Annotated in this window: 21 protein-coding genes and 1 tRNA gene; 16 read left to right on the top strand and 6 right to left on the bottom strand. The window is 74.8% G+C overall.

Annotated features, from left to right (window positions below; translation table 11 throughout):
• Positions 1-39: 39 nt before the first annotated feature.
• The 7 genes from SCATT_RS23285 to SCATT_RS23255 are packed head-to-tail and all read left to right on the top strand — an operon-like array spanning position 40 to position 7,396.
• Positions 40-852, top strand: a complete 813-nt coding sequence (locus SCATT_RS23285; protein WP_014145626.1) for a TIGR03084 family metal-binding protein — start codon at positions 40-42, stop codon at positions 850-852.
• Complete coding sequence (locus SCATT_RS23280; RefSeq protein WP_014145625.1) at positions 849-2,414, top strand: acyl-CoA carboxylase subunit beta; 1,566 nt, start codon at positions 849-851, stop codon at positions 2,412-2,414. Before SCATT_RS23285 ends, SCATT_RS23280 begins: the two co-directional genes overlap by 4 nt.
• Before the next feature lie 11 nt (positions 2,415-2,425).
• Positions 2,426-4,405: an ATP-binding protein gene (locus SCATT_RS23275; RefSeq protein WP_014628565.1), complete on the top strand. Its 1,980-nt coding sequence runs from the start codon at positions 2,426-2,428 to the stop codon at positions 4,403-4,405.
• On the top strand, positions 4,402-5,577 hold the full coding sequence (locus SCATT_RS23270; protein WP_014145623.1) for an acyl-CoA dehydrogenase family protein: 1,176 nt from the start codon (positions 4,402-4,404) through the stop codon (positions 5,575-5,577). Before SCATT_RS23275 ends, SCATT_RS23270 begins: the two co-directional genes overlap by 4 nt.
• A 24-nt stretch (positions 5,578-5,601) precedes the next feature.
• Positions 5,602-6,375, top strand: a complete 774-nt coding sequence (locus SCATT_RS23265; RefSeq protein ID WP_014145622.1) for an enoyl-CoA hydratase family protein — start codon at positions 5,602-5,604, stop codon at positions 6,373-6,375.
• Positions 6,372-7,025 carry a TetR/AcrR family transcriptional regulator gene (locus SCATT_RS23260; protein ID WP_014145621.1) on the top strand — a complete coding sequence of 218 codons (654 nt, stop codon included), beginning with the start codon at positions 6,372-6,374 and terminating at the stop codon, positions 7,023-7,025. Before SCATT_RS23265 ends, SCATT_RS23260 begins: the two co-directional genes overlap by 4 nt.
• Before the next feature lie 44 nt (positions 7,026-7,069).
• Entirely contained in the window at positions 7,070-7,396 is a 327-nt protein-coding gene (locus SCATT_RS23255) for a DUF6343 family protein (RefSeq protein ID WP_014145620.1), read from the top strand.
• A gap of 131 nt (positions 7,397-7,527) precedes the next feature.
• Here SCATT_RS23255 and SCATT_RS23250 read toward each other — a convergent pair.
• Positions 7,528-7,611, bottom strand: a tRNA-Leu gene (locus SCATT_RS23250).
• 169 nt (positions 7,612-7,780) lie between these two features.
• Here SCATT_RS23250 and fdhD point away from each other — a divergent pair.
• Positions 7,781-8,629, top strand: a complete 849-nt coding sequence (gene fdhD, locus SCATT_RS23245) for a formate dehydrogenase accessory sulfurtransferase FdhD (protein WP_014145619.1) — start codon at positions 7,781-7,783, stop codon at positions 8,627-8,629.
• Positions 8,630-8,649: 20 nt separating this feature from the next.
• On the opposite strand, the gene tatA is transcribed toward fdhD, so the two are convergent.
• Both tatA and SCATT_RS23235 read right to left on the bottom strand, forming a co-directional pair.
• Positions 8,650-8,922 carry a Sec-independent protein translocase subunit TatA gene (tatA, locus tag SCATT_RS23240; protein ID WP_014145618.1) on the bottom strand — a complete coding sequence of 91 codons (273 nt, stop codon included), beginning with the start codon at positions 8,920-8,922 and terminating at the stop codon, positions 8,650-8,652.
• A gap of 9 nt (positions 8,923-8,931) precedes the next feature.
• Positions 8,932-9,975: a bile acid:sodium symporter family protein gene (locus SCATT_RS23235; RefSeq protein WP_014145617.1), complete on the bottom strand. Its 1,044-nt coding sequence runs from the start codon at positions 9,973-9,975 to the stop codon at positions 8,932-8,934.
• Between the two features lie 129 nt (positions 9,976-10,104).
• Between SCATT_RS23235 and SCATT_RS23230 the strand changes: the two genes are divergently transcribed.
• Positions 10,105-11,031 (top strand): LysR substrate-binding domain-containing protein, encoded by a 927-nt coding sequence (locus SCATT_RS23230; RefSeq protein WP_041824950.1) that lies wholly within the window; start codon positions 10,105-10,107, stop codon positions 11,029-11,031.
• Here the strand turns inward: SCATT_RS23230 and SCATT_RS23225 are convergent.
• Entirely contained in the window at positions 11,015-12,013 is a 999-nt protein-coding gene (locus SCATT_RS23225; protein WP_014145615.1) for an Lrp/AsnC family transcriptional regulator, read from the bottom strand. The two genes, SCATT_RS23230 and SCATT_RS23225, sit on opposite strands and share 17 nt — an antisense overlap.
• A gap of 159 nt (positions 12,014-12,172) precedes the next feature.
• Between SCATT_RS23225 and SCATT_RS23220 the strand changes: the two genes are divergently transcribed.
• The 3 genes from SCATT_RS23220 (at position 12,173) to SCATT_RS23210 (ending at position 16,855) form a co-directional block, all read left to right on the top strand.
• Positions 12,173-13,711: an MFS transporter gene (locus SCATT_RS23220; protein WP_014145614.1), complete on the top strand. Its 1,539-nt coding sequence runs from the start codon at positions 12,173-12,175 to the stop codon at positions 13,709-13,711.
• Between the two features lie 394 nt (positions 13,712-14,105).
• On the top strand, positions 14,106-15,926 hold the full coding sequence (locus SCATT_RS23215; RefSeq protein ID WP_014145613.1) for an AMP-dependent synthetase/ligase: 1,821 nt from the start codon (positions 14,106-14,108) through the stop codon (positions 15,924-15,926).
• Positions 15,927-16,018: 92 nt separating this feature from the next.
• Positions 16,019-16,855 (top strand): aldo/keto reductase, encoded by an 837-nt coding sequence (locus tag SCATT_RS23210; protein ID WP_014145612.1) that lies wholly within the window; start codon positions 16,019-16,021, stop codon positions 16,853-16,855.
• A gap of 247 nt (positions 16,856-17,102) precedes the next feature.
• Here SCATT_RS23210 and SCATT_RS23205 read toward each other — a convergent pair whose 3' ends face one another.
• On the bottom strand, positions 17,103-17,585 hold the full coding sequence (locus tag SCATT_RS23205) for a hypothetical protein (RefSeq protein ID WP_014145611.1): 483 nt from the start codon (positions 17,583-17,585) through the stop codon (positions 17,103-17,105).
• A gap of 184 nt (positions 17,586-17,769) precedes the next feature.
• On the opposite strand from SCATT_RS23205, the gene SCATT_RS23200 reads away from it, so the two are divergent.
• The 4 genes from SCATT_RS23200 to SCATT_RS23185 all read left to right on the top strand — a co-directional run bounded on the left by SCATT_RS23200 (position 17,770) and on the right by SCATT_RS23185 (position 22,446).
• Positions 17,770-18,621 carry a hypothetical protein gene (locus SCATT_RS23200; RefSeq protein ID WP_014628563.1) on the top strand — a complete coding sequence of 284 codons (852 nt, stop codon included), beginning with the start codon at positions 17,770-17,772 and terminating at the stop codon, positions 18,619-18,621.
• 91 nt (positions 18,622-18,712) lie between these two features.
• Complete coding sequence (locus tag SCATT_RS39720; RefSeq protein WP_014145609.1) at positions 18,713-20,890, top strand: sensor histidine kinase; 2,178 nt, start codon at positions 18,713-18,715, stop codon at positions 20,888-20,890.
• Positions 20,887-21,570, top strand: coding sequence for a response regulator transcription factor (locus tag SCATT_RS23190; RefSeq protein ID WP_014145608.1), 684 nt, complete (start codon positions 20,887-20,889; stop codon positions 21,568-21,570). Before SCATT_RS39720 ends, SCATT_RS23190 begins: the two co-directional genes overlap by 4 nt.
• A 78-nt stretch (positions 21,571-21,648) precedes the next feature.
• Complete coding sequence (locus SCATT_RS23185) at positions 21,649-22,446, top strand: class I SAM-dependent methyltransferase (protein ID WP_014145607.1); 798 nt, start codon at positions 21,649-21,651, stop codon at positions 22,444-22,446.
• On the opposite strand, the gene SCATT_RS23180 is transcribed toward SCATT_RS23185, so the two are convergent.
• Positions 22,443-23,882 (bottom strand): amino acid permease, encoded by a 1,440-nt coding sequence (locus SCATT_RS23180; RefSeq protein WP_014145606.1) that lies wholly within the window; start codon positions 23,880-23,882, stop codon positions 22,443-22,445. The genes SCATT_RS23185 and SCATT_RS23180 overlap by 4 nt on opposite strands.
• Positions 23,883-24,048 lie beyond the last annotated feature (166 nt).

Genomic DNA, 24,048 nt, shown 5'->3' with positions numbered 1-24,048 from the left:
GACCACGACCGCCGACCCGACCTCCCCCGAGGGGCACACGTGACCGAACCGGGTACCACGCCGACCGCCGCCGTACTGGACGACCTGCGGGACGAGGGCGACGTGCTCGACCGGCTCGTCGCCGGGCTGGCACCGCACCGCTGGTCGGCGCCGACCCCGGCCCCGGGGTGGACCATCGCCCACCAGATCGCCCATCTGGCCTGGACCGACGAGCAGGCGGTGCTCTCCGCCACGGATCCGGACGCCTTCGTGACGCGGACCCGGGACGCCTTCACCGCCTCGGCCGGCTTCGTGGACGAGGCGGCGCGGGCCGGGGCCGCCGAGCCGCCCGGGGAACTGCTGGCCCGCTGGCGGTCCGGCCGCGCCCGGCTGCTCGGCGTGCTGCGCGCCCAGCAGCCGGGGGTCCGGCTGCCGTGGTTCGGGCCGCCGATGGGCGTCGCCTCGATGGCCACCGGCCGGCTGATGGAGACCTGGGCGCACGGGCAGGACGTGGCCGACGCCCTCGGGGTCCACCGGATCCCCACCGAGCGGCTGCGCCATGTGGCCCGGATCGGGGTGCGGGCCCGCGACTACGCCTTCGCCGCGCACCAACTGACGCCGCCGGACGAGGAGTTCCGGGTCGAGCTGACCTCGCCCGGCGGCGGGTCGTGGACCTTCGGGCCGCCCGACGCCGTACAGCGGGTGACCGGCCCGGCGCTCGACTTCTGCCTGCTGGTCACCCGGCGCCGCCACCCCGACGACCTCGCGGTGCGCGCCCAGGGTCCGGACGCGCGGCGGTGGCTGACCGTCGCCCAGGCGTTCGCCGGCCCGCCGGGCGCCGGCCGCGCCCCGCGCCGGGAGGAGCGCCGGTGACCGCGGCGGAGAACCGGGCGGCGGTGCTGGCCAAGCTCGCCGAGATCGAGGCGGAGCACGCCAAGGCGCTGGCCGGCGGCGGCCCCAAGTACACCGAGCGCCACCACGGGCGCGGCAAGCTGCTCGCCCGGGAGCGTGTCGAGCTGCTGGTCGACCCCGACTCCCCGTTCCTGGAGCTGTCCCCGCTGGCCGGCTGGGGCAGCGAGTACCCGGTGGGCGCCTCGCTGGTCACCGGCATCGGGGTGATCGAGGGCACCGAGTGCCTGATCACCGCCAACGACCCGACGGTGCGCGGCGGGGCGAGCAACCCGTGGACGCTGAGGAAGGCGCTGCGGGCCGACGAGATCGCGTTGGCCAACCGGTTGCCGGTGGTCAACCTGGTGGAGTCCGGGGGCGCCGACCTCACCGGCCAGAAGGAGATCTTCATACCCGGCGGCGCGCTCTTCCGGGACCTGACCCGGCTCTCGGCGGCCGGCATCCCCACCGTCGCCGTGGTCTTCGGCAACTCCACGGCGGGCGGCGCCTACGTGCCGGGGATGTCCGACCACGTGATCATGGTCAAGGAGCGCTCCAAGGTCTTCCTGGGCGGGCCGCCGCTGGTGAAGATGGCCACCGGGGAGGAGAGCGACGACGAGTCGCTGGGCGGCGCCGAGATGCACGCCCGGGTCTCCGGCCTCGCCGACCACTTCGCGCTGGACGAGCCGGACGCGCTGCGCACCGCCCGCCGGGTGGTCGCCCGGCTCAACTGGCGCAAGCAGGGCCCGCCGCCCGCCGACGACTACCCCGAGCCGCTCTTCGACGCCGAGGAGCTGCTGGACGTCGTACCGCCGGACCTGCGGACCCCGTTCGATCCGCGTGAGGTGATCGTGCGGGTGGTGGACGGTTCGGAGTTCGACGAGTTCAAGCCGTTGTACGGGCCGAGCCTGGTCACCGGGTGGGCGCGGCTGCACGGCTATCCGGTGGGGGTGCTGGCCAACGCGCGGGGGGTGCTGTTCAGCGCCGAGTCGCAGAAGGCGGCGCAGTTCGTCCAGTTGGCCAACCAGCGTGACATCCCGCTGATCTTCCTGCACAACACCACCGGCTACATGGTCGGCAAGGAGTACGAGCAGGGCGGCATCATCAAGCACGGCGCCCAGATGATCAACGCGGTCGCCAACTCCCGGGTGCCGCACATCTCGCTGCTGATCGGGGCGAGTTACGGGGCCGGCCACTACGGGATGTGCGGGCGGGCGTACGAGCCGCGGTTCCTGTTCGCCTGGCCCACCGCCAAGTCGGCGGTGATGGGGCCGGCCCAGCTCGCCGGGGTGCTGTCGATCGTGGCCCGGCAGTCGGCGGCGGCGCGCGGCAAGCCGTACGACGAGGAGGCCGACGCGGCGCTGCGGGCGATGGTGGAGCAGCGGATCGAGGCGGAGTCGCTGCCGTTGTTCCTGTCCGGCCGGCTCTACGACGACGGGGTGATCGACCCCCGGGACACCCGCACCGTGCTGGGGCTGTGTCTGTCGGCGGCGCACAGCGCGCCGGTGGAGGGCGTGCGCGGCGGCTTCGGTGTCTTCCGGATGTGAGGGGTGCGACGGTGATCGGTTCCATCCTGGTGGCCAACCGCGGCGAGATCGCCCGCCGGGTGGTGCGCACCTGCCGTGACCTGGGCATCGCCACGGTCGCGGTCCACTCGGACGCGGACGCCGGCGCCGCCCACGTACGCGAGGCCGGCACGGCGGTACGGCTGCCGGGCAGCGCGCCGGCCGAGACGTATCTGCGCGGTGACCTGCTGGTGAAGGCGGCGCTGGCGGCGGGCGCCGAGGCGGTGCACCCGGGGTACGGGTTCCTGTCGGAGAACGCCGCGTTCGCGCGGGAGGTACGGGACGCGGGGCTGACGTGGATCGGCCCGCCGCCGGAGGCGATCGAGGCCATGGGGTCCAAGACCCGGGCCAAACGCATCATGGCCGGCGCCGGGGTGCCGCTGCTGGCCGGCGTGGACCCGGCCTCGGTCACCGGGGCGCAGCTGCCGCTGCTGGTGAAGGCGGCGGCCGGGGGCGGCGGCCGGGGCATGCGGATCGTCCGCGAACTCGGCGCCCTTGAGGCGGAGTTGGCGGCGGCCCGGCAGGAGGCCGCGTCCGCCTTCGGGGACGGCGAGGTCTTCCTGGAGCCGTATCTGGAGGGCGGGCGCCACATCGAGGTGCAGATCCTCGCCGACACGCACGGCACGGTGTGGGCGCTGGGCGAACGTGACTGCTCGGTGCAGCGCCGCCACCAGAAGGTCGTCGAGGAGACCCCGGCGCCCGGGCTGCCGGACCGGGTGCGGCGCACGCTGCACGAGTCGGCGGTGGCGGCGGCCCGGGCCATCGGCTACACCGGCGCCGGCACCGTGGAGTTCCTGGTCGCGGCGGACGGCCGGGCGTACTTCCTGGAGATGAACACCCGGCTCCAGGTGGAGCATCCGGTGACCGAGTGCGTGACCGGGCTCGATCTGGTCGCCGAGCAGATCCGGGTGGCGGAGGGCGCCCGGCTGTCCGGCGCTCCGCCGCGCCCGCGCGGCCACGCGATCGAGGCCCGGCTGTACGCGGAGGACCCGGCCGACGACTGGCGTCCGCGGACCGGGACCGTGCACCGGCTCGAACTGCCCGGCCCGGTGAGCGAGTTCGGCTGCCCGCCGGGTGCCGCCGCCGGGCTGCGGCTGGACTGCGGGGTCGGCCCCGGCGAGACGGTGGGCACCCGTTACGACCCGATGCTGGCCAAGGTGATCGCCTGGGCCCCGACCCGGCCGGAGGCGGTACGGCGGCTCGCCCACGCCCTGGAGCGGGCCCGGCTGCACGGCCCGGGGACCAACCGCGAGCTGCTGGTGGCCGTGGTGCGCCACCCCGAGTTCGCCGCCGGACGGCCGACCACCGGGTTCCTCACCGACCACTGGGCCGCGCTCACCGCGCCGGACCCGCGGCGGGCGGAGTACGCCGGGCTGTCCGCCCTGGCCGCCGCGCTCGCCGACGCCGCCCGGGCCCGCCGCGGCACCGGGGTCACCGCCCGGGCCGGCGGCTGGCGCAACGTCCCCTCCCAGCCGCGGACCAGGTGCTACCGCGCCGACCCGGACGGCACCGAGCACCGGGTGCGCTACCGGTACACCCGCCACGGCACGGCCGCCGAGGACCACCCCGGGGTGACCGTGGTGGCCGCCGGCCCCGACCGCGTGGTGCTCGACGCCTCCGGGGTGCGCCGCGAGTTCGCCGTCGCCGCCTACGGCGAGCGGGTGTACGTCGACTCGCCGCTGGGCGCCTTCGCCTTCACCGCGCTGCCCCGTTTCCCGGAGCCGGTGGCCGAGACGGCGCCCGGTTCGCTGCTGGCACCGATGCCGGGGACGGTGGTGCGGGTGGCCGAGGTGGCGGTGGGCGAACCGGTCGCGGCCGGAACGCCGCTGGTGTGGCTGGAGGCGATGAAGATGGAGCACCTGGTCAGCGCGCCCACCACGGGCGTACTGCGCGCACTGCACGCCGAGCCCGGCCGGCAGGTGGACGTCGGGACCGTCCTGGCCGTCGTCACCGAGGAGGAGCACACCCCATGAGCGTCACCTTCGGCAACGCCCTGGTGGAGAGCGCCGAGCACCGCGACCTGCGCGCCTCGGTGGCCGCCCTCGGCAAGCGCTACGGCCGCGGCTACTTCACCGCCGCCGTCAAGGCCGGCCGCCCGGTGGACGAGTTGTGGCGGGAGGCCGGCCGACTGGGCTACCTGGGGGTCAGCATCCCCGAGGAGTACGGCGGCGGGGGCGCGGGCATCAGCGAACTCGCCATCGTGCTGGAGGAGTTGGGGGCCACCGGGGCGCCGCTGCTGCTGATGGTGGTCTCCCCCGCGATCTGCGGCACCGTGATCGCCCGGTTCGGCACCCCGGAGCAGAAGCGGCGCTGGCTGCCGGGGCTGGCCGACGGCTCGCTGCGGATGGCGTTCGGCATCACCGAGCCGGACGCCGGCTCCAACTCGCACCGGATCACCACCACCGCCCGCCGGGACGGCACCGACTGGCTGCTGTCCGGGCGCAAGGTCTTCATCTCCGGTGTCGACATCGCCGACGCCACCCTGGTCGTCGGCCGCACCGAGGACGCCCGCACCGGCAAGCTCAAGCCCTGCCTGTTCATCGTCGAACGCGGCGCCCCGGGCTTCGAGTTCCGGCCCGTCGAGATGGAGATCGCGGCGCCGGAGAAGCAGTTCCAGCTCTTCCTGGACGAGGTGCGGCTGCCCGCCGAGGCGCTGGTGGGCGACGAGGACGCCGGGTTGCTGCAACTGTTCGCCGGGCTCAACCCCGAGCGCGTCATGACGGCCGCGTTCTCGCTGGGCCTGGGGCGCTACGCGCTGACCGTCGCCGTGGAGTACGCCCGCACCCGGCAGGTGTGGCGGACCCCGATCGGCGCCCACCAGGCGATCGCTCATCCGCTGGCCGAGGCGCACATCGCTCTGGAGATGGCGGCGTTGATGACCCGCAAGGCGGCGTTCCTGTACGACGCGGGGGACGACCTGGCGGCCGGGGAGGCGGCCAACATGGCCAAGTACGCGGCGGCCGAGGCCGGGGCCCGCGCGGTGGACCAGGCGGTGCACACCCTGGGCGGCAACGGGCTCACCGCCGAGTACGGCCTCGCCTCGCTGCTGACCGCCTCCCGGGTCGGGCGGATAGCCCCGGTGAGCAGGGAGATGATCCTCAACTTCGTGTCGCACCATACGCTCGGACTGCCCAAGTCCTACTGAATACCGCCGATGTCAGGAAGGCCCATGCCCGAGGCTCCCCTCGTCCGCCGCGACCGTGAACGCGGCATCACCACGCTGACCCTGGACTCCCCGCACAACCGCAACGCCCTGTCGGCCCGGCTGGTCGGCGAGTTGCACGAGGGCCTGGCCGCGGCGGCGGAGGACCGGGACACCCGGGCGGTGCTGCTCACCCACACCGGCAACACCTTCTGCGCCGGCGCCGATCTGAGCGAGCCGGCGCCCACCGGCCCGCGTGAGCTGACCGCGCTGCTGCGGGCGGTGGTCGAACTGCCCAAGCCGGTGGTCGCGGTGGCCACCGGCCACGTCCGGGCGGGCGGACTCGGGCTGCTGGCCGCCTGCGACATCACGCTGGCCGGACCGGCGGCCACCTTCGCGTTCACCGAGTCCCGGCTGGGGCTGGCGCCGGCGGTGATCTCGCTGACCGTGCTGGAGCGCACCGAGCCGCGCGCGGTGGCCCGTTACTACCTGACCGGGGAGGTCTTCCCGGTGGCCGAGGCGGTGCGGATCGGGCTGGTCACGGCGGGTGAGGAGGCGTTGCCGGAGGTGCTCGCCGGGCTGCGGGCGGCCTCCCCGCAGGGGCTGGCCGAGTCCAAGCGGCTGACCACGGCACGGGTGCTGCGCGCCTTCGACCGGGACGCGGCGGAGCTGGCCGATCGGTCGGCGCGGCTGTTCGCCTCGGCGGAGGCGGCGGAGGGGATGCGGGCGTTCCTGGAGCGGCGCGCCCCGGCCTGGTCCCTCGACGGCGGCGGTGGACCGGCCGCGGGGGGCCGGCGGTGAGCGGCGGCGGGGTCCCGCTGGACCGTCCGGCGGCCCGGGCGCCCAAGCAGGACCGCAGCCGGGCCACCCGGCGGCGGCTGCTTCAGGCCGCGGTGGCCTGCCTGGCCGAGCACGGCTGGGGCGGCAGCACGGTGGCCGCGGTCGCCGAGCGCGCCGGGGTCTCCCGGGGCGCCGCCCAGCACCACTTCCCCACCCGGGAGGACCTGTTCACGGCGGCCGTGGAGCACGTGGCCGAGGAGTGGCTGGCGGATCTGCGCGGCCACGCCCGCACGCTGCCCGCGGCCGGGGCGGTACGGACCCGGGCGGTGGTGGAGACGCTGGTGGGCATCTACACCGGACCGCTGTTCCGGGCGGCGCTCCACCTGTGGGTGGCGGCGGCCGACGAGGCCCAGCTGCGGCCCCGGGTGACCGCGCTGGAGGCCCGGATGGGCCGGGAGGCGCACCGGCTGGCGGTGGAGTTCCTGGGCGCCGACGAACGGGTGCCGGGGGTGCGGGAGACCGTCCAGGGCACCTTGGACATGGCCCGCGGCCTGGGCCTGGCCAACCTGCTCAGCGACGACGGCCCGCGCCGGGCGGCGATCGTGGCCCAGTGGTCGCGGGTGCTGGACACCGTCCTCCACTCGCCCGATTCTCCGGGTACATCACGGTAGTCCCGGTTCGCCGGGGGTAGCCGTAGGGGCGGAGGTGGCCCGCCATGCGTACCGGAAGCGAACCGACCCGGGCCCGCAGTCCGCTGCGGCTGCGAGTGGCGCTGACCTTGTTCGGACTGGTGTGGGCGCTGGCCGCGGCGGGCGGCTTCGCGGCGGCCGGCGAACCGGGGTGGGCCGGCTTCTTCGGCGCGATCGCGCTGGTGGCGGTGGTGGACCTGGCGGTGGTGGTGCACCACATCCGCCAGGGCCCGCACTACCAGCCGGGCCGCGACATCCCGCCCTACTGGCCGGCCGACGACGAACCCCGCCACGCCGGCCGCCCCGGCAGGCGCGGCGTATGGCCCTCGGCACGCCGCCGATCGGGACGTTAGCGGCTCGCCGCGCGGGGTTGGGCGGCGGGGCGAGGTACGTCGCGAAGGGTCCCCCGCGACCGCGCCCCGGTGGGCCGGCTCCGCCAACGGGATCAACAAGAAAAACCCCAGCTCGGCTGGGGTTTTCACGGTGTCCGAGGGGGGACTTGAACCCCCACGCCCTTAACGGGCACTAGCACCTCAAGCTAGCGCGTCTGCCATTCCGCCACCCGGACTCAGGTGCGCTCCCCGCGGGCTTCCCCGCGGCGGCAGGACAACGATACCAAGGTTTCGGGGTGGGTTTCACCTGCGGATCCGTCCGGTGGGCGGGGGGCGGGTGGGAGGGGTGGGTGGGATCATCGGGGCACGGGCGTACGCCTGAGCGAGGGATGAGGGGCTGATCGGATGGGACGGGTCACGGAGCGGCGCCGGGTGCTGCGGATCAGGGACGGCCGGGCGGAGCACCGGGCGGACACGCTGGTGGCCGAGGAGCCGCTGGAGATCCGGCTGAACGGGGAGCCGCTGGCGGTCACCATGCGCACGCCCGGGGACGACTTCGCGCTGGCCGCCGGGTTCCTGGTGAGCGAGGGCGTGCTGGGCGCGGCGGAGGAGCTGGCGTCCATCGTGTACTGCGCGGGGGCCACCCGGGACGGCTCCAACACCTACAATGTGGTGGACGTCCGGCTGGCCGAGGGGGTGCCGGTGCCGGAGAGCGGGCTGGCCCGCAACGTGTACACCACCTCGTCGTGCGGGCTGTGCGGCAAGGCGAGCCTGGAGGCGGTGCGGACGACGGCCCGCCGGCCGATCGCGGACGACCCGGCGGTGCGGCTGACCCCCGAGGTGCTGGCGTCGCTGCCCGAACGGCTCCGCGCCGACCAGCGCGTCTTCGACCGCACCGGCGGACTGCACGCGGCGGCGCTCTTCACCGAGCGGGGCGAGCTGGTGGACATACGGGAGGACGTGGGGCGCCACAACGCGGTGGACAAGCTGGTCGGCCGGGCGCTCCAGGAAGGACGCCTCCCCCTGTCCGGAAGCGTCCTGCTGGTCTCCGGCCGAGCCTCGTTCGAGCTGGCGCAGAAGGCGGTGATGGCGGGCATCCCGGTGCTCGCGGCGGTCTCGGCGCCGTCCTCGCTCGCGGTGGACCTGGCGGCCGAGAGCGGGCTGACCCTCGTCGGCTTCCTGCGCGGGGCGTCGATGAACGTGTACGCGGGCGAGCACCGCGTACTGCTGCCGACTGCGGCGGCCCGCGGCTGATGCGCCGGGGACCGGGGGCGTCAGTGCGCCTGCGGCTCCGGCTGCTTGGCGGTGGCCTGCGCCTGGCCGGGGGCCTGGGCGGCGGCCGGGGCGCCGTCGACCACCTGGCCCTTGACGGTCTGCTGCTCGCCCGCCGGGGTCTCGTCCCGCATGGCCTTGGTCTCCGCCTTGAGGATGCGCAGCGACTTGCCGAGCGCGCGGGCGGTGTCCGGCAGTCGCTTGGCGCCGAAGAGGACGATCGCGATGAGCACGACGATCAGCAGGTGGGTGGGGGTGAACAGGTCGCGGATCACGGGTTCTCCTCAAGCGGTGACAGGGCGGGCCTGGGCGTCGGGGTTCGATGACCGTTCCGATGGCAGGCTACCTTCCCCGCCGTCGTCCCCGGCAGTGGACCATCGTTTGGCGATCACCGCGCAAACCATCAGTTGCATCTGGTGGAACAGCATCAGCGGCAGGACGATCAGCCCGGCGTGGGCGCCGAAGAGCACGCTGGCCATGGGCAACCCGTTGGCGAGGCTCTTCTTGGAGCCGCAGAAGACGATGGCGGTGCGGTCGGCGCGGCCGAAGCGCAGCCGCCGCGAGGTGGCGGAGGTCACCGTCAGCACCAGCGCGAGGAGCACCGCCTCCACGCCGACCAGGACCAGCAGCCGCGCCACGGTCACCTGGTGCCAGATGCCCTGCACCATGCCCTCGCTGAACGCGGTGTAGACCACCAGGAGGATCGAGCCGCGGTCGACGAGGCCGAGGACCTTCTTGTGCCGGGTGATGAAGGGCCCGATCCAGCGGCGCAGCAGTTGTCCGGCGAGGAACGGCGCGAACAGCTGGAGGCCGATGTCGGCGAGGCCGTGCGCGGAGAACCCGGCGCCGCCGGAGTCCAGCAGCACCCCGGCGAGCAGCGGGGTGAGCACCATGCCCAGCAGGCTGGAGTACGTTCCGGCGCAGATCGCGGCCGAGACGTTGCCGCGGGCGATCGAGGTGAAGGCGATCGAGGACTGGATGGTCGAGGGCAGGACGCACAGGTAGAGCAGGCCGGTGTACAGCTGCGGGGTGAGCACGTGCGGCACCAGCCCGCGGGCGGCCAGCCCGAGCAGCGGGAAGAGCGCGAAGGTGCTGGCCACCACGGTCAGGTGGAGCCGCCAGTGGCTCAGCCCGGCAACCGCCTCGCGGGTGGAGAGCCGGGCGCCGTAGAGGAAGAACAGCAGCCCGACGGCGACCGTGGAGGCGCCGCCCACCGCCGTCGCGGCACCGCCTTCGGCGGGCAGCAGCGCGGCCAGTCCCACGGTGGCGACCAGCACCGCGATGTAGGGGTCGATGGGCAGCCACGTGGGCATCGCGATGCGTGCCATGGCCTCTCTTCCGTCGGTCCGTCGTCCGTCCGGCCGCCGGTCACCCGTACGGCCTCCTGCCGCCAGCTTCGCGGGCGGCCTGGTGATTGTGAAGTACGTTCACCGTGGTTACTGCCATCACGGTTTGCGATGGACGGGCGTAGGGTGGGGCAGGTGTTCGATCCCACGCAGTTGCGGACGTTCCTGGCCGTGGCGCAGACGCTGAGCTTCACGCAGGCGGCGCACCGGCTGGGGGTGCGGCAGTCCACGGTCAGCCAGCATGTGCGCAAGCTGGAGGAGGCGGCCGGGCGGCAGTTGTTCGTGCGGGACACCCACGGGGTGGCGCTGACCGAGGACGGGGAGGCGATGCTGGGGTTCGCCCGCACGATCGTGGCCGCCAACGTGCGGGCCGCGGAGTTCTTCGCGGGCACCCGGCTGCGCGGCAGGCTGCGCTTCGGCGCCTCGGAGGACTTCGTGCTCACCCGGCTGCCGGAGGTCCTGGAGGGGTTCCGGCGCGACCATCCGGAGGTGGACCTGGAGCTGACCGTGGAGCTCTCCGGCACCCTGCACCGGCAGCTCGCCGAGGGGCGGCTCGATCTGGTGCTGGGCAAGCGGTCGACGGGGGCGGAGCCGGGCCGGCTGGTGTGGCGGGACCGGCTGGCGTGGATCGGCGGCGCGGGGCTGCGGCTGGACCCGGAGCGTCCGGTGCCGCTGATCGTCTATCCGCCGCCGAGCATCACCCGGGCGCGGGCGCTGGAGGTGCTGGAGCAGGCGGGGCGACCGTGGCACATCGTGTGCACCAGCCGGTCGCTGAGCGGGGTGCGGGCGGCGGCGCTGGCCGGGCTGGGGGTGGTGCCGCACGCCGAGGGGCTGGTGCCGCCGGGGCTGCGGCCGTTGCCGGCCCGGTCGTTCCTGCCGGAGCTGGGCGGGGTGGAGTTCGTGCTGCTGCGCGGCCGGGCACGGTCCGCGGCGCCGGAGGCGATGGCGGCCCAGCAGGCCGCCGACGCGCTCTCCCGGGCGATCCTGGCGGCCGGGGACCGCTTGCACGCCCGTCCCCCGCTCACCACGGCGCGTTGACGCCGCCGCCCCGCCGGTTCTCGTAGGTCAGCCGTTTGACCTGGCGCAGCAGTGGGGCGGTCTCCACGTGCTGGACGCCGTCGAGCGGGCCGATGCGGTCGCTGAGGTAGCGGTAGAGGGCGTGGGTGTCGCGGCACAGGACGGTGGCGACGACGTTGGCCGGGCCGGAGACGGCGGCGGCGAAGGCCACTTCGCGGTGGGCGGCGAGCGCGGTGCCGACGTCGCCGAGGGCGGCCGGGGTGACGGTGAGCCACAGCGACGCCTTGGTGTCGTAGCCGACGAACACGGAGTCGAACTGCACGTCGATCACGAGGGCGCCGGTGCTCCGCAGCCGGTCCAGCCGGCGGCGTACCGCGGACTCCGACACCCTTGTGGCCTGGGCGAGTTCGGTCACCGGGGCGCGTCCGTCCTGGAAGAGCGCGGCGAACAGCGCCTCGTCGGCGGGGTCCAGCTCCACCGGTTCGCCGACCGGCTCGGGCGGCGGCGGGGTGAGCGCGGCCACCTGCGCGGGGTCGAGGGCGTCGGACTTGGTGTACCAGCCGAGCGTCCCGCCGTAGAAGGTGTGGAGCACGCAGTGGGCGCGGACTGCGGTGACCCGCGGGGTGCGCTGGATCTTGTCGAGCAGCAGGGTGTCGCGGTCCTCGGTGGTGCGGGCGGCCATCACGCACAGCACCTCGGTGCCGCCGGAGATCAGCCCGATCCACCGGGTGTCGGGGCGCCGGGCGAGCGCGGTGGCCAGCGGTTCGGCGGCGTCCGGGGTGCAGCTCAGCCGCAGGATCCAGTTGGTGCGGCCGAGCCGGGCCTCGTCGGCGAGCCCGAGGACGCGCAGGCCGCCGTGGGCGCACAGCTTGGCGTAGCGGCGGGCGACGGTCTGGTCGGAGACCCCGAGCACCTCCGCGATCTTGCTGAACGGTGCCCGTCCGTCGAGCTGGAGCGCCTGGAGCAGCTGCCGGTCGAGTTGGTCCACGGTCTCGGATACCACCGCTTCCCCCTTCCACGATGTCGGATTCCGGCGCGCGAGGGCCGTTCGCTGGGGCGTATCGGCGTCGGCAGCCGATCGTACGGGAGAAGACGTTGCCGGTGCCGTCCGCGCCGGGCCGCGGTGGCGGGCGTGCGGGGCGGAAGAGGGATGGGACGAGGAATGCGCAAGTGGTGGCCGCTGGTGGCGGTCTGCCTGGGGACGTTCATGCTGTTGCTGGACGTGACGATCGTGACGGTGGCGCTGCCGGAGATGGCCTCGGGGCTCCACGCGTCGCTGGACGGTCTGCAGTGGGTGGTCGACGTCTACGCGCTCGCGCTGGCCGCGTTGCTGCTGGGGGCGGGGGCCACGGCGGACGCGATCGGCCGGCGGCGGGTGTACACGGCGGGGACGGTGGTCTTCGCGGCGGCGTCGCTGGCCTGCGGGCTGAGCGGCAGCGCGGGGATGCTGGTGGCGATGCGCGCGTTGCAGGGGGTGGGCGGCGCGGCGATGTTCGCCACCACCTTGTCGCTGCTGGGCGCCGCGTACCAGGGCCGGGAGCGCGGGGTCGCGTTCGGGGTGTGGGGCGCCGTCTCGGGGGCCGCGGCGGCGCTCGGCCCGGTGCTGGGCGGGGTGCTCACCGAGGACCTGGGCTGGCGGTGGATCTTCTTCGTCAACCTGCCGGTGAGCGTGGCCGCGGTGGCGCTGACGCTGCGGGTGGTCACCGAGTCCCGGGGCGCCGCGGGACGCCGGGTCGACGTGGCGGGGACGGCGGCCTGGACGCTCTTCGCCGGCACCGCGACCTACGCGGTGATCCGCGCCGACGCGATCGGCTGGGGTTCGGCGCGGACGCTGGGGGTGCTGGCGGTGGCCGTGGTGGCGCTGGCGGCGTTCTGGCTGGCGGAGCGGCGGGCGGAGCATCCGCTGCTGGATCCGCGGCTGTTCCGCAGCGCGTCGTTCACCGCGGTCATGGTCGCGGCGTTCGCGCTCAACGCGGCGGCGTTCGGACTGCTGCCGTACACCTCGATATGGCTCCAGACGGTGCTGGGGTTCTCGCCGCTCGCCGGTGGGCTGGTGCTGGTGCCGCTGGCCGGGGCGTCGTTCGTGGTGGCGGCGGTGGGCGGCCGGCTGCTGCACGGGGTGCCGGTCCGGTTGACGGTGGGCTGCGGGCTGCTGCTGATCGCCGCGGGGGCGGCCGGGCAGGCGTGGCTGGGCGCCGGGTCGGGGTGGTTCGCGCCCACGCCAGGGCTGCTGGTGACCGGGGCCGGGGTGGGGCTGGTGACGCCGTCGCTGTCGCAGGCGGCGCTGGCGTCGGTGCCGCCGCACCGGGCCGGTATGGCGGGCGGCGCCGTCAACACCTTCCGGCAGCTGGGGTACGCGCTCGGGGTGGCCCTCTTCGGCGCGCTGGCCACCTCGCGGATGGCGCACGGGCTGACAGGTCACGTACCGGACCCGCACGGTGCCTCCCGGGCGCTGGCCGGCGGTGGCGCACCGCGGTTGCTGGCCCACGTGCCGGCTGCGCACCGGGCCGCCGCCGGCCACGTGCTGCGGGCCGCCTTCACCTCCGGTCTGGACGCCGCCGCGTGGGCCGCGGCCGGGGTGGGCCTGGTGGCCGGGGCGCTGGTGCTGTGGCTGGTGCGGCCGGGCGCGCCGTCTCCGGTGGCCGGGTCGGGCGGCGGCGTGCCGCGTCCGGTGGCCGCCGGGGCCGGGGCGGACCGGTAGCGCCGCGTCAGCCGGGGTCCGCCCCGTGGCGGCGCCCGGCACGGCGAGTGGCGACGCACCGGGCAAGCCCCGGCCGGCACGCCACCACCCCTTGTCAACCCTGGGGTTACCAGGTGTAACGCCACCGTGCGGGGCCGGGGAAGATTCGGTGCAGATCCCCGGCCCGGTACAACCGGCGCACCGGTGGCGGCTTCCGGGGCGTTCCGGACGCAACGGCGGATTTCGGGGCGGACCGCCGACGGCCATGCCGGACTTGTCGTGATCCGCGGGAGCCTCCCGCGGGCGGCCGGGATCGGGTAGCTTACGGGCCCCGTCCGGCACGGCGGTTTCGCGGTCCGGCCGGGCGGCAGCACCACCGTCGAGGCGCCGTGCGGGGCGCGCCCGAGGAGCGAAGTTGCGCGAGATCACCGTCCCGCCGCTGGTGACGGCGCCGCAGGCCGGCGGGCTGGCGGACGCCGTCTTCCGCAACGCCGCCGAGGTGCCGGAGCTGGCCGTGCTCGGCCGCCGTACCGAGGACGGCTGGCGGGACGTCACCGCGCTGCGCTTCCGGGACGAGGTGATGGCGCTGGCCAAGGGGCTGCTGGCGGAGGGCGTCCGGTTCGGCGACCGGGTCGGGATCATGTCGCGTACCCGGTACGAGTGGACGCTCTTCGACTTCGCGCTGTGGACCATCGGCGCCCAGCCGGTGCCGGTGTACCCCACCTCCTCCTCCGACCAGGTGCGCTGGATGCTGTACGACTCCGGCGCGGTGGCCTGCGTGGTGGAGCACGAGGACCACGCGATGACGGTGGGCGCGGTGATCGACCAGCTGCCGCAGCTGGGGCGGTTGTGGCAGCTGGACGCGGGCGCGGTGGCCGAGCTGACGGCGGCCGGCGCGCAACTGGGCGACGAGGTCGTCGAGCGCCACCGGCTCGCGGTCACCCCGGACGCGGTGGCCACCGTGATCTACACCTCGGGCACCACCGGCCGCCCCAAGGGGTGTCTGCTCACCCACGCCAACTTCATGGCCGAGGCGGACAACGTGGTGGCCCGGTGGGAGCCGGTGTTCCACTCCCGTCCCGGGGACGAGGCGTCCACGCTGCTCTTCCTGCCGCTGGCGCACGTCTTCGGGCGGATGGTGGAGGTGGCCTGCGTACGCGGCCGGGTCCGGCTGGGCCACCAGCCGAGCATGGCCGCCCGGGACCTCCTGCCCGACCTGGCGGCGTTCCGCCCGACGTTCGCGCTGGCGGTGCCGTACGTCTTCGAGAAGGTCTTCCACGCGGCGCGGCGCGGCGCGGAGGCGAGCGGGCGGCTCGCCGTGTTCGAGAAGGCCGTCGAGGTGGCGGTGCGCTACGCGGAGGCCCAGGAGCAGCGGGCGTTCGGCACCGGTCCGGGGCCGGGTCCGGCGCTGCGGGTGCAGCACCAGCTCTACGACAAGCTGGTCTACGCCAAGGTGCGGGAGGCGCTGGGCGGCCGGATGCGGCACGGGATGTCCGGCGGCTCGGCGATGGAGCGGCGCCTCGGGCTGTTCTTCGCGGGCGCCGGGATCACCCTGTACGAGGGGTACGGGCTCACCGAGTGCACCGCGGCGGCCACCGCCAACCCGCCGGAACGCACCCGGTTCGGCACCGTGGGGCTGCCGGTGCCGGGCACCACCGTGCACATCGCGGACGACGGCGAGGTGTGGCTGCGCGGCGGGCAGGTCTTCGCCGGCTATCTGAACAATCCGCAGGCCACCGCGGAGACGCTGCGGGACGGCTGGCTGGCCACCGGGGACATCGGGGCGCTCGACGACGACGGCTATCTGACGATCACCGGGCGCAAGAAGGAGATCCTGGTGACCAGCGGCGGCAAGTCGGTCTCGCCGGCGGTGCTGGAGGAGCGGGTGCGCAGCCATCCGCTGGTGGCCCAGTGCGTGGTGGTGGGCAACGACCGCCCCTTCGTGGCCGCCCTGGTCACCTTGGACTTCGACGCGGTGGCGCACTGGCTGACGATGCGCGGCAAGCCGCCGATGACCCCGCCGGAGCTGGTGCGCGACCAGGATCTGGAGAACGAGGTGCGCCGGGCGGTGGTGGCCGCCAACACCCTGGTCTCGCAGGCCGAGTCGATCCGCACCTTCCGCCTGCTGGCCGCCCCGTTCACCGAGGAACAAGGGCTGCTGACGCCGTCGTTGAAGCTCAAGCGCAGGGCGATCGAGAAGGCGTACGCCCGGGAGATCGACGCCCTCTACGGGTGAGGCGGACGGGGAGGGTGTGGCCGGGCCGCACCGGGGCATGCGCGAAAATGAGCCATGAACGCAGGACGATTCAGACAAGGAAGCCACTGCTCGTGAGCAAGGTCCCCGCAATCACCCTGAACAACGGCGTGGCGATGCCGCAGCTCGGCTTCGGCGTGTGGCAGGTGCCGGACGACGAGGCCTTCACCGCCGTGGGCCACGCCCTGGACGCCGGCTACCGCAGCATCGACACGGCCGCCGTCTACGGCAACGAGGAGGGCACCGGCAAGGCGCTGGCGGCGTCGGGCGTCCCGCGTGACGAACTCTTCGTGACCACCAAGCTGTGGAACAGCGACCACGGCTACGACGCCACGCTGCGCGCCTTCGACCAGTCGCTGACCCGGCTGGGCCTGGAGTACGTCGACCTCTACCTGATCCACTGGCCGCTGCCGTCCCGCGACGAGTACGTGGCGACGTACCGGGCGCTGGAGAAGATCCACCAGGAGGGGCGGGCCCGCGCCATCGGCGTCTCCAACTTCCAGATCCACCACCTGAAGCGGCTGCTCGACGAGACCTCGGTGGTGCCGGCGGTCGACCAGATCGAGCTGCACCCGCAGCTCCAGCAGGCCGAGGCGCGGGCCTTCCACGCCGGTCACCGGATCGCCACCGAGGCGTGGTCCCCGCTGGGCCAGGGCCGGGGGCTGCTGGAGGACGCCACGGTGGCCCGGGTCGCCGCGAAGCACGGCCGTACCCCGGCGCAGGTGGTGCTGCGCTGGCACCTCCAGCTGGGCAACGTGGTGATCCCCAAGTCGGTCACCCCGTCCCGGATCCGGGAGAACATCGACGTCTTCGACTTCGAGCTGGACGACGCCGACCTGGCGGAGTTCGCGCGGCTCGACGCGGGCCGGCGCCTGGGCCCGGACCCGGACACCTTCGACGTGGGGGCCTGAGCCTAGGGTCCTTCTGACGGATCTCCGTGGGAGAAGGAGCGGCGTCCGGTGCGTGCTCTCGGTGTGCCGGCCGGAAGCCCTCGTACTGGGCGTACCTGGGCTTTCGGCCGGTGCGGCGAGAGGGCGTGCCGGGCGTCGCGACGCCGCGGAGATCCGTCAGAAGGACCCTAAGTCCCGGCCGTCCGACGGCCGCCCCGGAGGACGGGCTCCGGGGCGGCTGCGTGGTCGTGGCGCGCTGGACGCCGGGTCAGCTGCGTCCGGGGGCGGCGAGCTGGTGGCCGGTGGCGCCGTCGATCAGCTCGCGGCCGTCCAGCGGTGCCTTCAAGGTGACGCTGACCTGCCGCATCCGGGCGATGTCGGGGCAGACCGAGCCGGGCTTGTGGTGGTCGGCGAGTTCCAGCGTGAGGGTGACCCGGGTGGCGGTCTCCCGCGTGGTGAGCCGCGCGGTGCGGCAGCCGCCCTCCTCGGCGCCCACGGTCAGGGTGCGGTCGTCCCGGCCGGTCTTCACCGGCGCCGCGATGGCCTCCTTGGTGACCTTGCCGCCCGGCGGGTTGGCCGAGGCGGACGGGGTGCCGGGGGCGGAGGGGCTCGGGGACGGCGGCGCGGCGGGGTCGGCGACGCCCTGCCCCGAGTGGCCGCAGCCGGTCAGCACGACCGCGGCGAGAGCGGCGGCGGTCAGGCCGGTGCCGAGCGGGAGGAGTCGTCCGTTGCGCTGGGTGTGTCGCTTCATGTGGCTGTGACGTACGAGGTGTGATTCCGGTTCCGCGGGCCGCTCCGGTCCGCGGCCGGCGGAGGGCGCCGCAGGTCAACGGGGGCCGTTTCCGGCCGGGTTGGCCGTGGTGTGGTGGCTCGACGGGCCGGGGAGGGCCTACGCTCACTTGCTGCTCGTGCCGACCGCTTCCCGGGGGGACCCCTTGACCATACGTACGGCCCGTACCCGTCTGGCCGCGCTGCTGCTTGCCGCGTCGAGCCTGTCCGTCGCCGGTGGCGGGGCCGCCGCCGCGCAGCCGTCCTCCCCCGGTGGCTGGGTGGAGTCCGGGTCCGCCCACGTCAACTCGCTCACCGGCGGCCAGGGGCTGGCCAGCCGGGACGACGGCTCGCTGCTCTACCGCGGCCTCGGTTCCGTCCCGCTGTCCCTGCGCACCCAGGGGTGGAACCACATCGGCGACCCGGACATCGCGCGCGGCTACGTCTTCGACGCCTACCAGGGCGGTGACACCGCCACCGCCAAGATGTTCGCGGTGACCACACCGGGCGGTCAGCGCTACGAGTACACCCACCCGCTGGACCCCGGCGAGATGCTCAACAACTCCTTCGCCACCGTCTCCCCCGACGCCCGGTGGCTGGTCTCCGGGGAGTGGGGGGACGAGTCACGGCTGGAGGTCTTCCCGGCGCCGCTGCTCAACCCGGCGACCCCGCGAACCGGCGGCACGCTGCGCCAGGCCGGCCCGATCGCCTTGGACCACACCGTCAGCGACGTGCAGGGGTGCGACTTCGTCTCCCCCACCCGGCTGGTGTGCAGCTCCGACGACGCGGCCAAGGACCTGCTCCAGGTCGACCTGGAGCACCCGCTGGACGGCACCGCGGTGACCGGCCACGTCAGCACCCTGCTCCAGCTCCCGCGACGCAGCATCTGCTCCGGTGCCTTCGAGGCCGAGGGGCTGGACTACGACGCCAAGGCCGGGGTGCTGCGGGTCGAGGTGGTCCCGCCGAGCGTCTGCAAGGTCACCACCACGGTGTACTCCTACCGCCCGACCACCGGCTGAGCACGCGGCGTCCCCGGTCCCCCGCGCGGGGGACCGAGGTCGTCACCGGGCCGGACGCGCCCGGGGCACCGGTGACGGAAGGGTGGACGCCATGACCGGTGTCCTCCCCGCCGCCGCACCGCGCGGCGCGTTCCGTACCCCGCGCCGCGTGCTGGTGACCGTCGCCGTCGCCGCCTGCGTCCCCTACCTGGCGTTGAAGGTCGCCTGGTTGTCCGGCAGCACCGTGGGCATCCCGGCCGGCAGCGCGCTGCGCCACGAGGATCCGCGGCTGGCCACCGTCAACGCGCTGACGGTGGCGATGGACGCCGCGGTGGTGGTGCTCGCGGTCGCCCTGACCAGGCCGTGGGGCAGGCGGCTGCCGGGATGGGTGCTGGTGGGTCCGGCGTGGCTCGCCTCGGGGCTGCTGGGTCCGGTGTTCGTGGTGTGGCCGGTGCAGACGCTGCTGTCGGCGGTCTTCCCGGGGCCGGCCTTGGTGGCGCGGCAGGTGCCGTGGCTGGACCCGTGGGTGTTCGTGCTGGTCTACGGCGGTTTCCTGGTACAGGGGGTGGCGCTCGGGGCGCTGTTCGTGCTGTACGTGCGGGAACGCTGGGGAGCGCCGCCGGCCGGGCGTCCGGTGCGGCCCGGGGTGCGGCGGGTGGCGGTGGCCGGTGTGGTGGCGGCGGTGCTGCCCGCGGTGGCGCACGTGGCGTGGGCGTGCGGGGCCACCACGGGGCTCGCGCCGGGGCGGATCGCCGGGCGGGGGCGTGATGTCGCGGTGCTGGAGGCGGGTTACGCGGTGTTCGTGGTGGCCGGTGCGGTGGGGGTGGTGTGGACGGTGTTCCGGTGCGGTGACGGCCGGCGGGCGGTGCCATGGGTGGCGCTCGCGTGGTGCGGGACGGGGACGACGGCGGCGTGGGGCGGCTGGCTGCTGCTGGGTGGTGTCGGCCCCGGACGGCGCCGGCGGGTCGGTCTCTGGGGCGATGACACTGGTGTACGCGGTGCAGACGGTCGCCGGGGTGCTGCTCGCCGGAGCCCTGCGCGGGGTACTCGCGGGGCGCCGGGCGTGACCGCGTTGCTGGGCCGCCGGGCGCGGTTGCGCTGGGTCCATCTGATCCTGGGCGGCGCGTTGCTGATGCCGTACTACCTGGTGGCCGAGGTGGTCCTGCGTACGGCGGGGTTCCGGGGCGGCTCACCGGTGGTGGAACCGTTCGTCGCCTTCGGGGTCGCCCTGCCACTGGTCGCGCTGACCGCGTTGTTCCCGGTGGTGCGGGCGCTGGAGGGGGCGGCGGCCCGGGCGTTGTGCGGGGCCGACGGGATCACGGCGGGGCCGGCCCGGTCGTGGGCGGCGCGGGGGCGTACCTGTGCCTGGTTCGTGCTGCACGCCGGGGTGGGCGCCCTGGTCAGCGGGGCGACGCTGGCGGTGCCACCGGCCGTGGTGGTGCTGTCGGCCATGGCCGTGCTGCCGGACAGGCGGCGGTGGCCCGTGCCGTGGACCCCGGCGGCCCTGTCCGGCCGGGCGTGGCTGGCCGGCTGCCTGGCGCTCGCGCTGCTGGCGCTGCTGGTGGTGGCCGCGGCGGGGGCCGGGGCGCTGCTGGCCCGGCTGGCGCAGGTGCTGCTCGGGCCGACCGCCGCCGAACGGCTGGCCGACGCCGAACGGCGGGCGGTACGGCTGGCGGCCCGCAACCGGCTCGCCAGGGAGTTGCACGACTCGGTGGGCCACGCGCTCAGCGCGGTCACCCTCCAGGCCACGGCGGCCGGGCGGCTGCTGGAGCGCGACCCGGCGTACGTACGGCGGGCGTTGACGGCGATCGAGGAGACCACCCGGCGCGCGGTGGCCGAACTCGACGACGTGCTGGGCGTGTTGCGCGAGGACGGCGAGGCGGTGGCGGTGGCCGGACCGGATCTGGCGGCGCTGCCGGAGCTGCTGGAGCGCACCGCGGCGGCCGGGCTGCGGCTCCGGTCGGCGCTCCCGCCCGGCCTGGACCGGCTGCCGCCCGCGGTCTCCCGGGAGGCGTACCGCATCGTCCAGGAAGGGCTCAGCAACGCGCTGCGCCACGCGGGCCGGGTCCCGGTACGGCTGCGGATCACGGCGGGCAACGGGGAGTTGGGGATCGAGATGACCAATCCGGTGCCGGGGAACGTCCCGGCCGGACGGCGCACCGGCGGCGGACGCGGCCTGCGGGGCGTGGCCGAGCGGGTCGCGGTGCTCGGCGGCCACCTGGCGGCGGGGGCGGACGAGGACGGCTGGCGGCTGGCGGTCCGCCTGCCGGTGCGCGGGGCCGCGCGGTGACGGTACGCGTGGTGCTCGCCGACGACGAGGCGATGGTCCGCGGCGCGCTGCGGGCGATCCTGGAGTGCGAGCCGGACCTGACGGTGGCGGGCGAGGCGGCCTCGGGTGCCGAGGTGGTCCCGCTGGTGCGTCAGGTGCGTCCGGACGTGGTTCTGATGGACGTGCGCATGCCCGAGGTCGACGGCATCCGCGCCACCGAGCGTCTGGTGTCGTCGATGACGGTGCCGCCGCGGATCCTGGTGGTGACCACGTTCGAGAACGACGCGTACGTGTACCAGGCGCTGCGGGCGGGGGCGGCCGGGTTCCTGCTCAAGCGGGCCGACGCGGGGCAGTTGGTGAGCGCGGTGCGGTTGGTGGCGGCCGGTGACTGCCTGCTGTTCCCGGCCGCGGTGGGCCGGCTGGCGGCGCGGTACGCCCCGGCGGAGGGTGCGGGGCGGCGGCTGCGGGAACGGCTCACCGAGCGGGAGTGCGAGGTGCTGCGGCTGATGGCCCGGGGGCTGGCCAACGGGGAGATCGCGGCCCGGCTGCGGGTCGGTCCGGAGACGGTGAAGACCCATGTCGCCCGGGTGCTGGCCAAACTCGGCGCGCGGGACCGTACCCAGGCGGTGATCACGGCGTACGAGTCGGGGTTCGTCATGCCGTCGGCGGGGTGGCCGCGCGCCTCGCGTATCGAAGTATGAGACACCGTTCCCAGTAGATGAGATCACCTCCTACAGTGATCACCTCACCTGCCGATCCCTCCGGAAGGGGCTGGGACGATGACCACGTACACCCACGGCCACCACGAGTCGGTGCTGCGGTCGCACCGCTGGCGCACCGCGGAGAACTCGGCCGGGTATCTGATCGGGCGGCTGCGGCCGGGCATGGACCTGCTGGACGTGGGGTGCGGTCCGGGCACCATCACCGCCGACCTGGCCGCCCTGGTGGCGCCGGGCACGGTGACCGCGGTGGACGAGGCCGCCGGGGTGCTGGAGGACGCCGCCGCCTTCGCCGCCGAGCGCGGGGTGTCCAACATCCGGTACGCCACCGCCGACGTCCACGCGCTGGACTTCCCCGACGACTCCTTCGACGTCGTCCACGCCCACCAGGTGCTCCAGCACGTGGCCGATCCGGTGCGGGCGCTGCGGGAGATGCGCCGGGTGTGCCGTCCCGGCGGGATCGTCGCCGTCCGCGAGTCGGACTACGACGGCTTCGCCTGGTATCCGCGGCTGCCCGAGCTGGACGAGTGGCTGGCGTTGTACCAGCGGTGCGCCCGGGCCAACGGCGGCGAGCCGGACGCGGGGCGCCGCCTGCTGTCCTGGGCCCGCGCGGCCGGCTTCACCGAGGTCACCGCGGGCGCGAGCACCTGGTGCCACGCCGACGAGGCGGAGCGCTCCCACTGGGGCGGGATGTGGGCCGACCGCATCCTGAAGTCGGCCATGGCCGAACAGGCGCTGCGCGACGGCCTCGCCACCGGGGAGGACCTGCGCCGCATCTCGGCCGGCTGGCTGCGCTGGGCGCGCGCGGAGGACGGCTGGCTGTCCATCCTCCACGGGGAGATCCTGGCGGTGGCCTAGACCTCCTGGGCGGGGGCCGCCTCGGCCTCCGCCTTCGCCCGGGTACGGCCCTTCATCACCACGAAGACCAGCACCCCGGCGAAGAGGAAGAGCACCCCCTGGTAGACCGCGGCGTACCCGGCACCGGCCACCAGCCACATGGAGAAGGCGAAGGCACCGAGGGCGAGCACCACGTCGCGGGCGAAGCGGCCGGGGCTGACCCGGGAGCGTTCCCCGGCGGCGAGCCAGTACAGCTGGGCGGCGGCGGCCAGCAGGTAGGGCACGGTGGCGGAGAACGTGGTGATCAGCACCAGCACGTTGAAGACACCCGTGGTGCCCGAGGTGTAGTTGATCACCGTCAGCGCGGTGGCGAGGACGACGCCGACCAGCACGCCGAAGGTGGGCACCCCGCGCTTGCGGCGGGCGAAACGGGCCGGGAAGAGCCCGTCGCGGGCGGCGGCGTAGGGCGCCTGGGCGCTCATCAGCGTCCAGCCGTTGAGCGCGCCGACGATGGAGACGACCGCGGCGGCGGCGATCAGGGTGCCGCCCCAGTGGCCGCCCACCATGTGGTCGACGGCGGCGGAGAAGGGCGCCGTGGAGGTCACCAGCTCGCCGTGGGGCACGGTGCCGAAGACCGAGACGGTGCCCAGCAGGTAGACCACGGCCGCGCCGATGGTGCCCAGCACGGTGGCCCGCCCCACGTTGCGCGCCGGGTCGCGGACCTCGCCGGCGCTCACCGCCGCCGACTCCACGCCCACGTACGAGTAGAGCAGCAGTGCCGCCGCGGCGGACAGGCCGCCCAGCGGGTTGCCGCCGTGCGGGTCGAAGGCACCGAGGTTCTTCGGGTCGAAGAAGAACAGCCCGGCGAAGGCGACGAAGAGCAGCGGCAGGAACTTCAGCACCGTGGAGACGATCTGCACCGCCCCCACCCAGCGGGTGCCCGCCAGGTTGGCCAGCGCCGGCAGCCACAGCGCCAGCAGCGCGATGGCCAGATCGGTGCCGGGCGGGTAGTGGCCGGGGAAGACGACCCGGACGTAACCGACCGCGGCCACCGCCAGCGCCGCGTTGCTCACCCACGTCATCACCCAGTACGACCAGGCCGAAAGGAACCCGGCGAAGTCGCCGAACGCCTCGCGGGCGTAGACGTACGGGCCGCCGGTACGCGGATCGCGGCGGGCCAGCCGGCCGAAGACCAGCGCGAGGGCGATCGCCCCCACCGTGAGCACCACGAAGGCCAGCAGGCTCAGCGAGCCGAAGGGGGCGACGGAGGCCGGCAGCAGGAAGATGCCGCCGCCGATGATGTTGCCCATCACCAGCGCGGTGGCGGTGACGAGGCCGAAACGGCGGACGGGGTGCGCGTCCTCGGGGCCGGTTTCGGCGGCCGGACGGGACGCGGCCTGCGGTGCCGGGCCGGTCGCGATGGCCGCGGACCGGGCCCCGGTGCCGGGGTCGTGCATGTGCGGTGGCCTTTCGGGCAGCAGGCCGCCGGGTGCCGTGACCGGCCCGGTCGGGGCGGTACGGGGACCCGGCGTGGGAGGGGGGTGTGCTCCGCGGAGGGAGGACTCCATGGTGCCCGGCCGGACGGGGCGCGCCAAATCACCGCGAATCGTGCAGCGGGCCATG

This window comes from Streptantibioticus cattleyicolor NRRL 8057 = DSM 46488, assembly GCF_000240165.1.
In the GTDB taxonomy this organism is placed as follows: Bacteria; Actinomycetota; Actinomycetes; order Streptomycetales; family Streptomycetaceae; genus Streptantibioticus; species Streptantibioticus cattleyicolor.
The sequence above is the reverse complement of the archived record's forward strand: the minus strand, read 5'-3'. Positions and strand labels throughout refer to the sequence as shown.

What these genes read in the sequence shown, in the direction of transcription:
- SCATT_RS23220 (WP_014145614.1), top strand. Translation starts at nt 12,173, where the DNA reads ATGCGCAAGTGGTGGCCGCTGGTGGCGGTCTGCCTGGGGACGTTCATG.
- SCATT_RS23255 (WP_014145620.1), top strand. Translation starts at nt 7,070, where the DNA reads ATGCGTACCGGAAGCGAACCGACCCGGGCCCGCAGTCCGCTGCGGCTG.
- SCATT_RS23270 (WP_014145623.1), top strand. Translation starts at nt 4,402, where the DNA reads ATGAGCGTCACCTTCGGCAACGCCCTGGTGGAGAGCGCCGAGCACCGC.
- SCATT_RS23230 (WP_041824950.1), top strand. Translation starts at nt 10,105, where the DNA reads ATGGACGGGCGTAGGGTGGGGCAGGTGTTCGATCCCACGCAGTTGCGG.
- SCATT_RS23180 (WP_014145606.1), bottom strand. Translation starts at nt 23,882, where the DNA reads ATGCACGACCCCGGCACCGGGGCCCGGTCCGCGGCCATCGCGACCGGC.
- SCATT_RS23265 (WP_014145622.1), top strand. Translation starts at nt 5,602, where the DNA reads ATGCCCGAGGCTCCCCTCGTCCGCCGCGACCGTGAACGCGGCATCACC.
- fdhD (WP_014145619.1), top strand. Translation starts at nt 7,781, where the DNA reads ATGGGACGGGTCACGGAGCGGCGCCGGGTGCTGCGGATCAGGGACGGC.
- SCATT_RS23235 (WP_014145617.1), bottom strand. Translation starts at nt 9,975, where the DNA reads ATGGCACGCATCGCGATGCCCACGTGGCTGCCCATCGACCCCTACATC.
- SCATT_RS39720 (WP_014145609.1), top strand. Translation starts at nt 18,713, where the DNA reads ATGACCGGTGTCCTCCCCGCCGCCGCACCGCGCGGCGCGTTCCGTACC.
- SCATT_RS23185 (WP_014145607.1), top strand. Translation starts at nt 21,649, where the DNA reads ATGACCACGTACACCCACGGCCACCACGAGTCGGTGCTGCGGTCGCAC.
- SCATT_RS23205 (WP_014145611.1), bottom strand. Translation starts at nt 17,585, where the DNA reads ATGAAGCGACACACCCAGCGCAACGGACGACTCCTCCCGCTCGGCACC.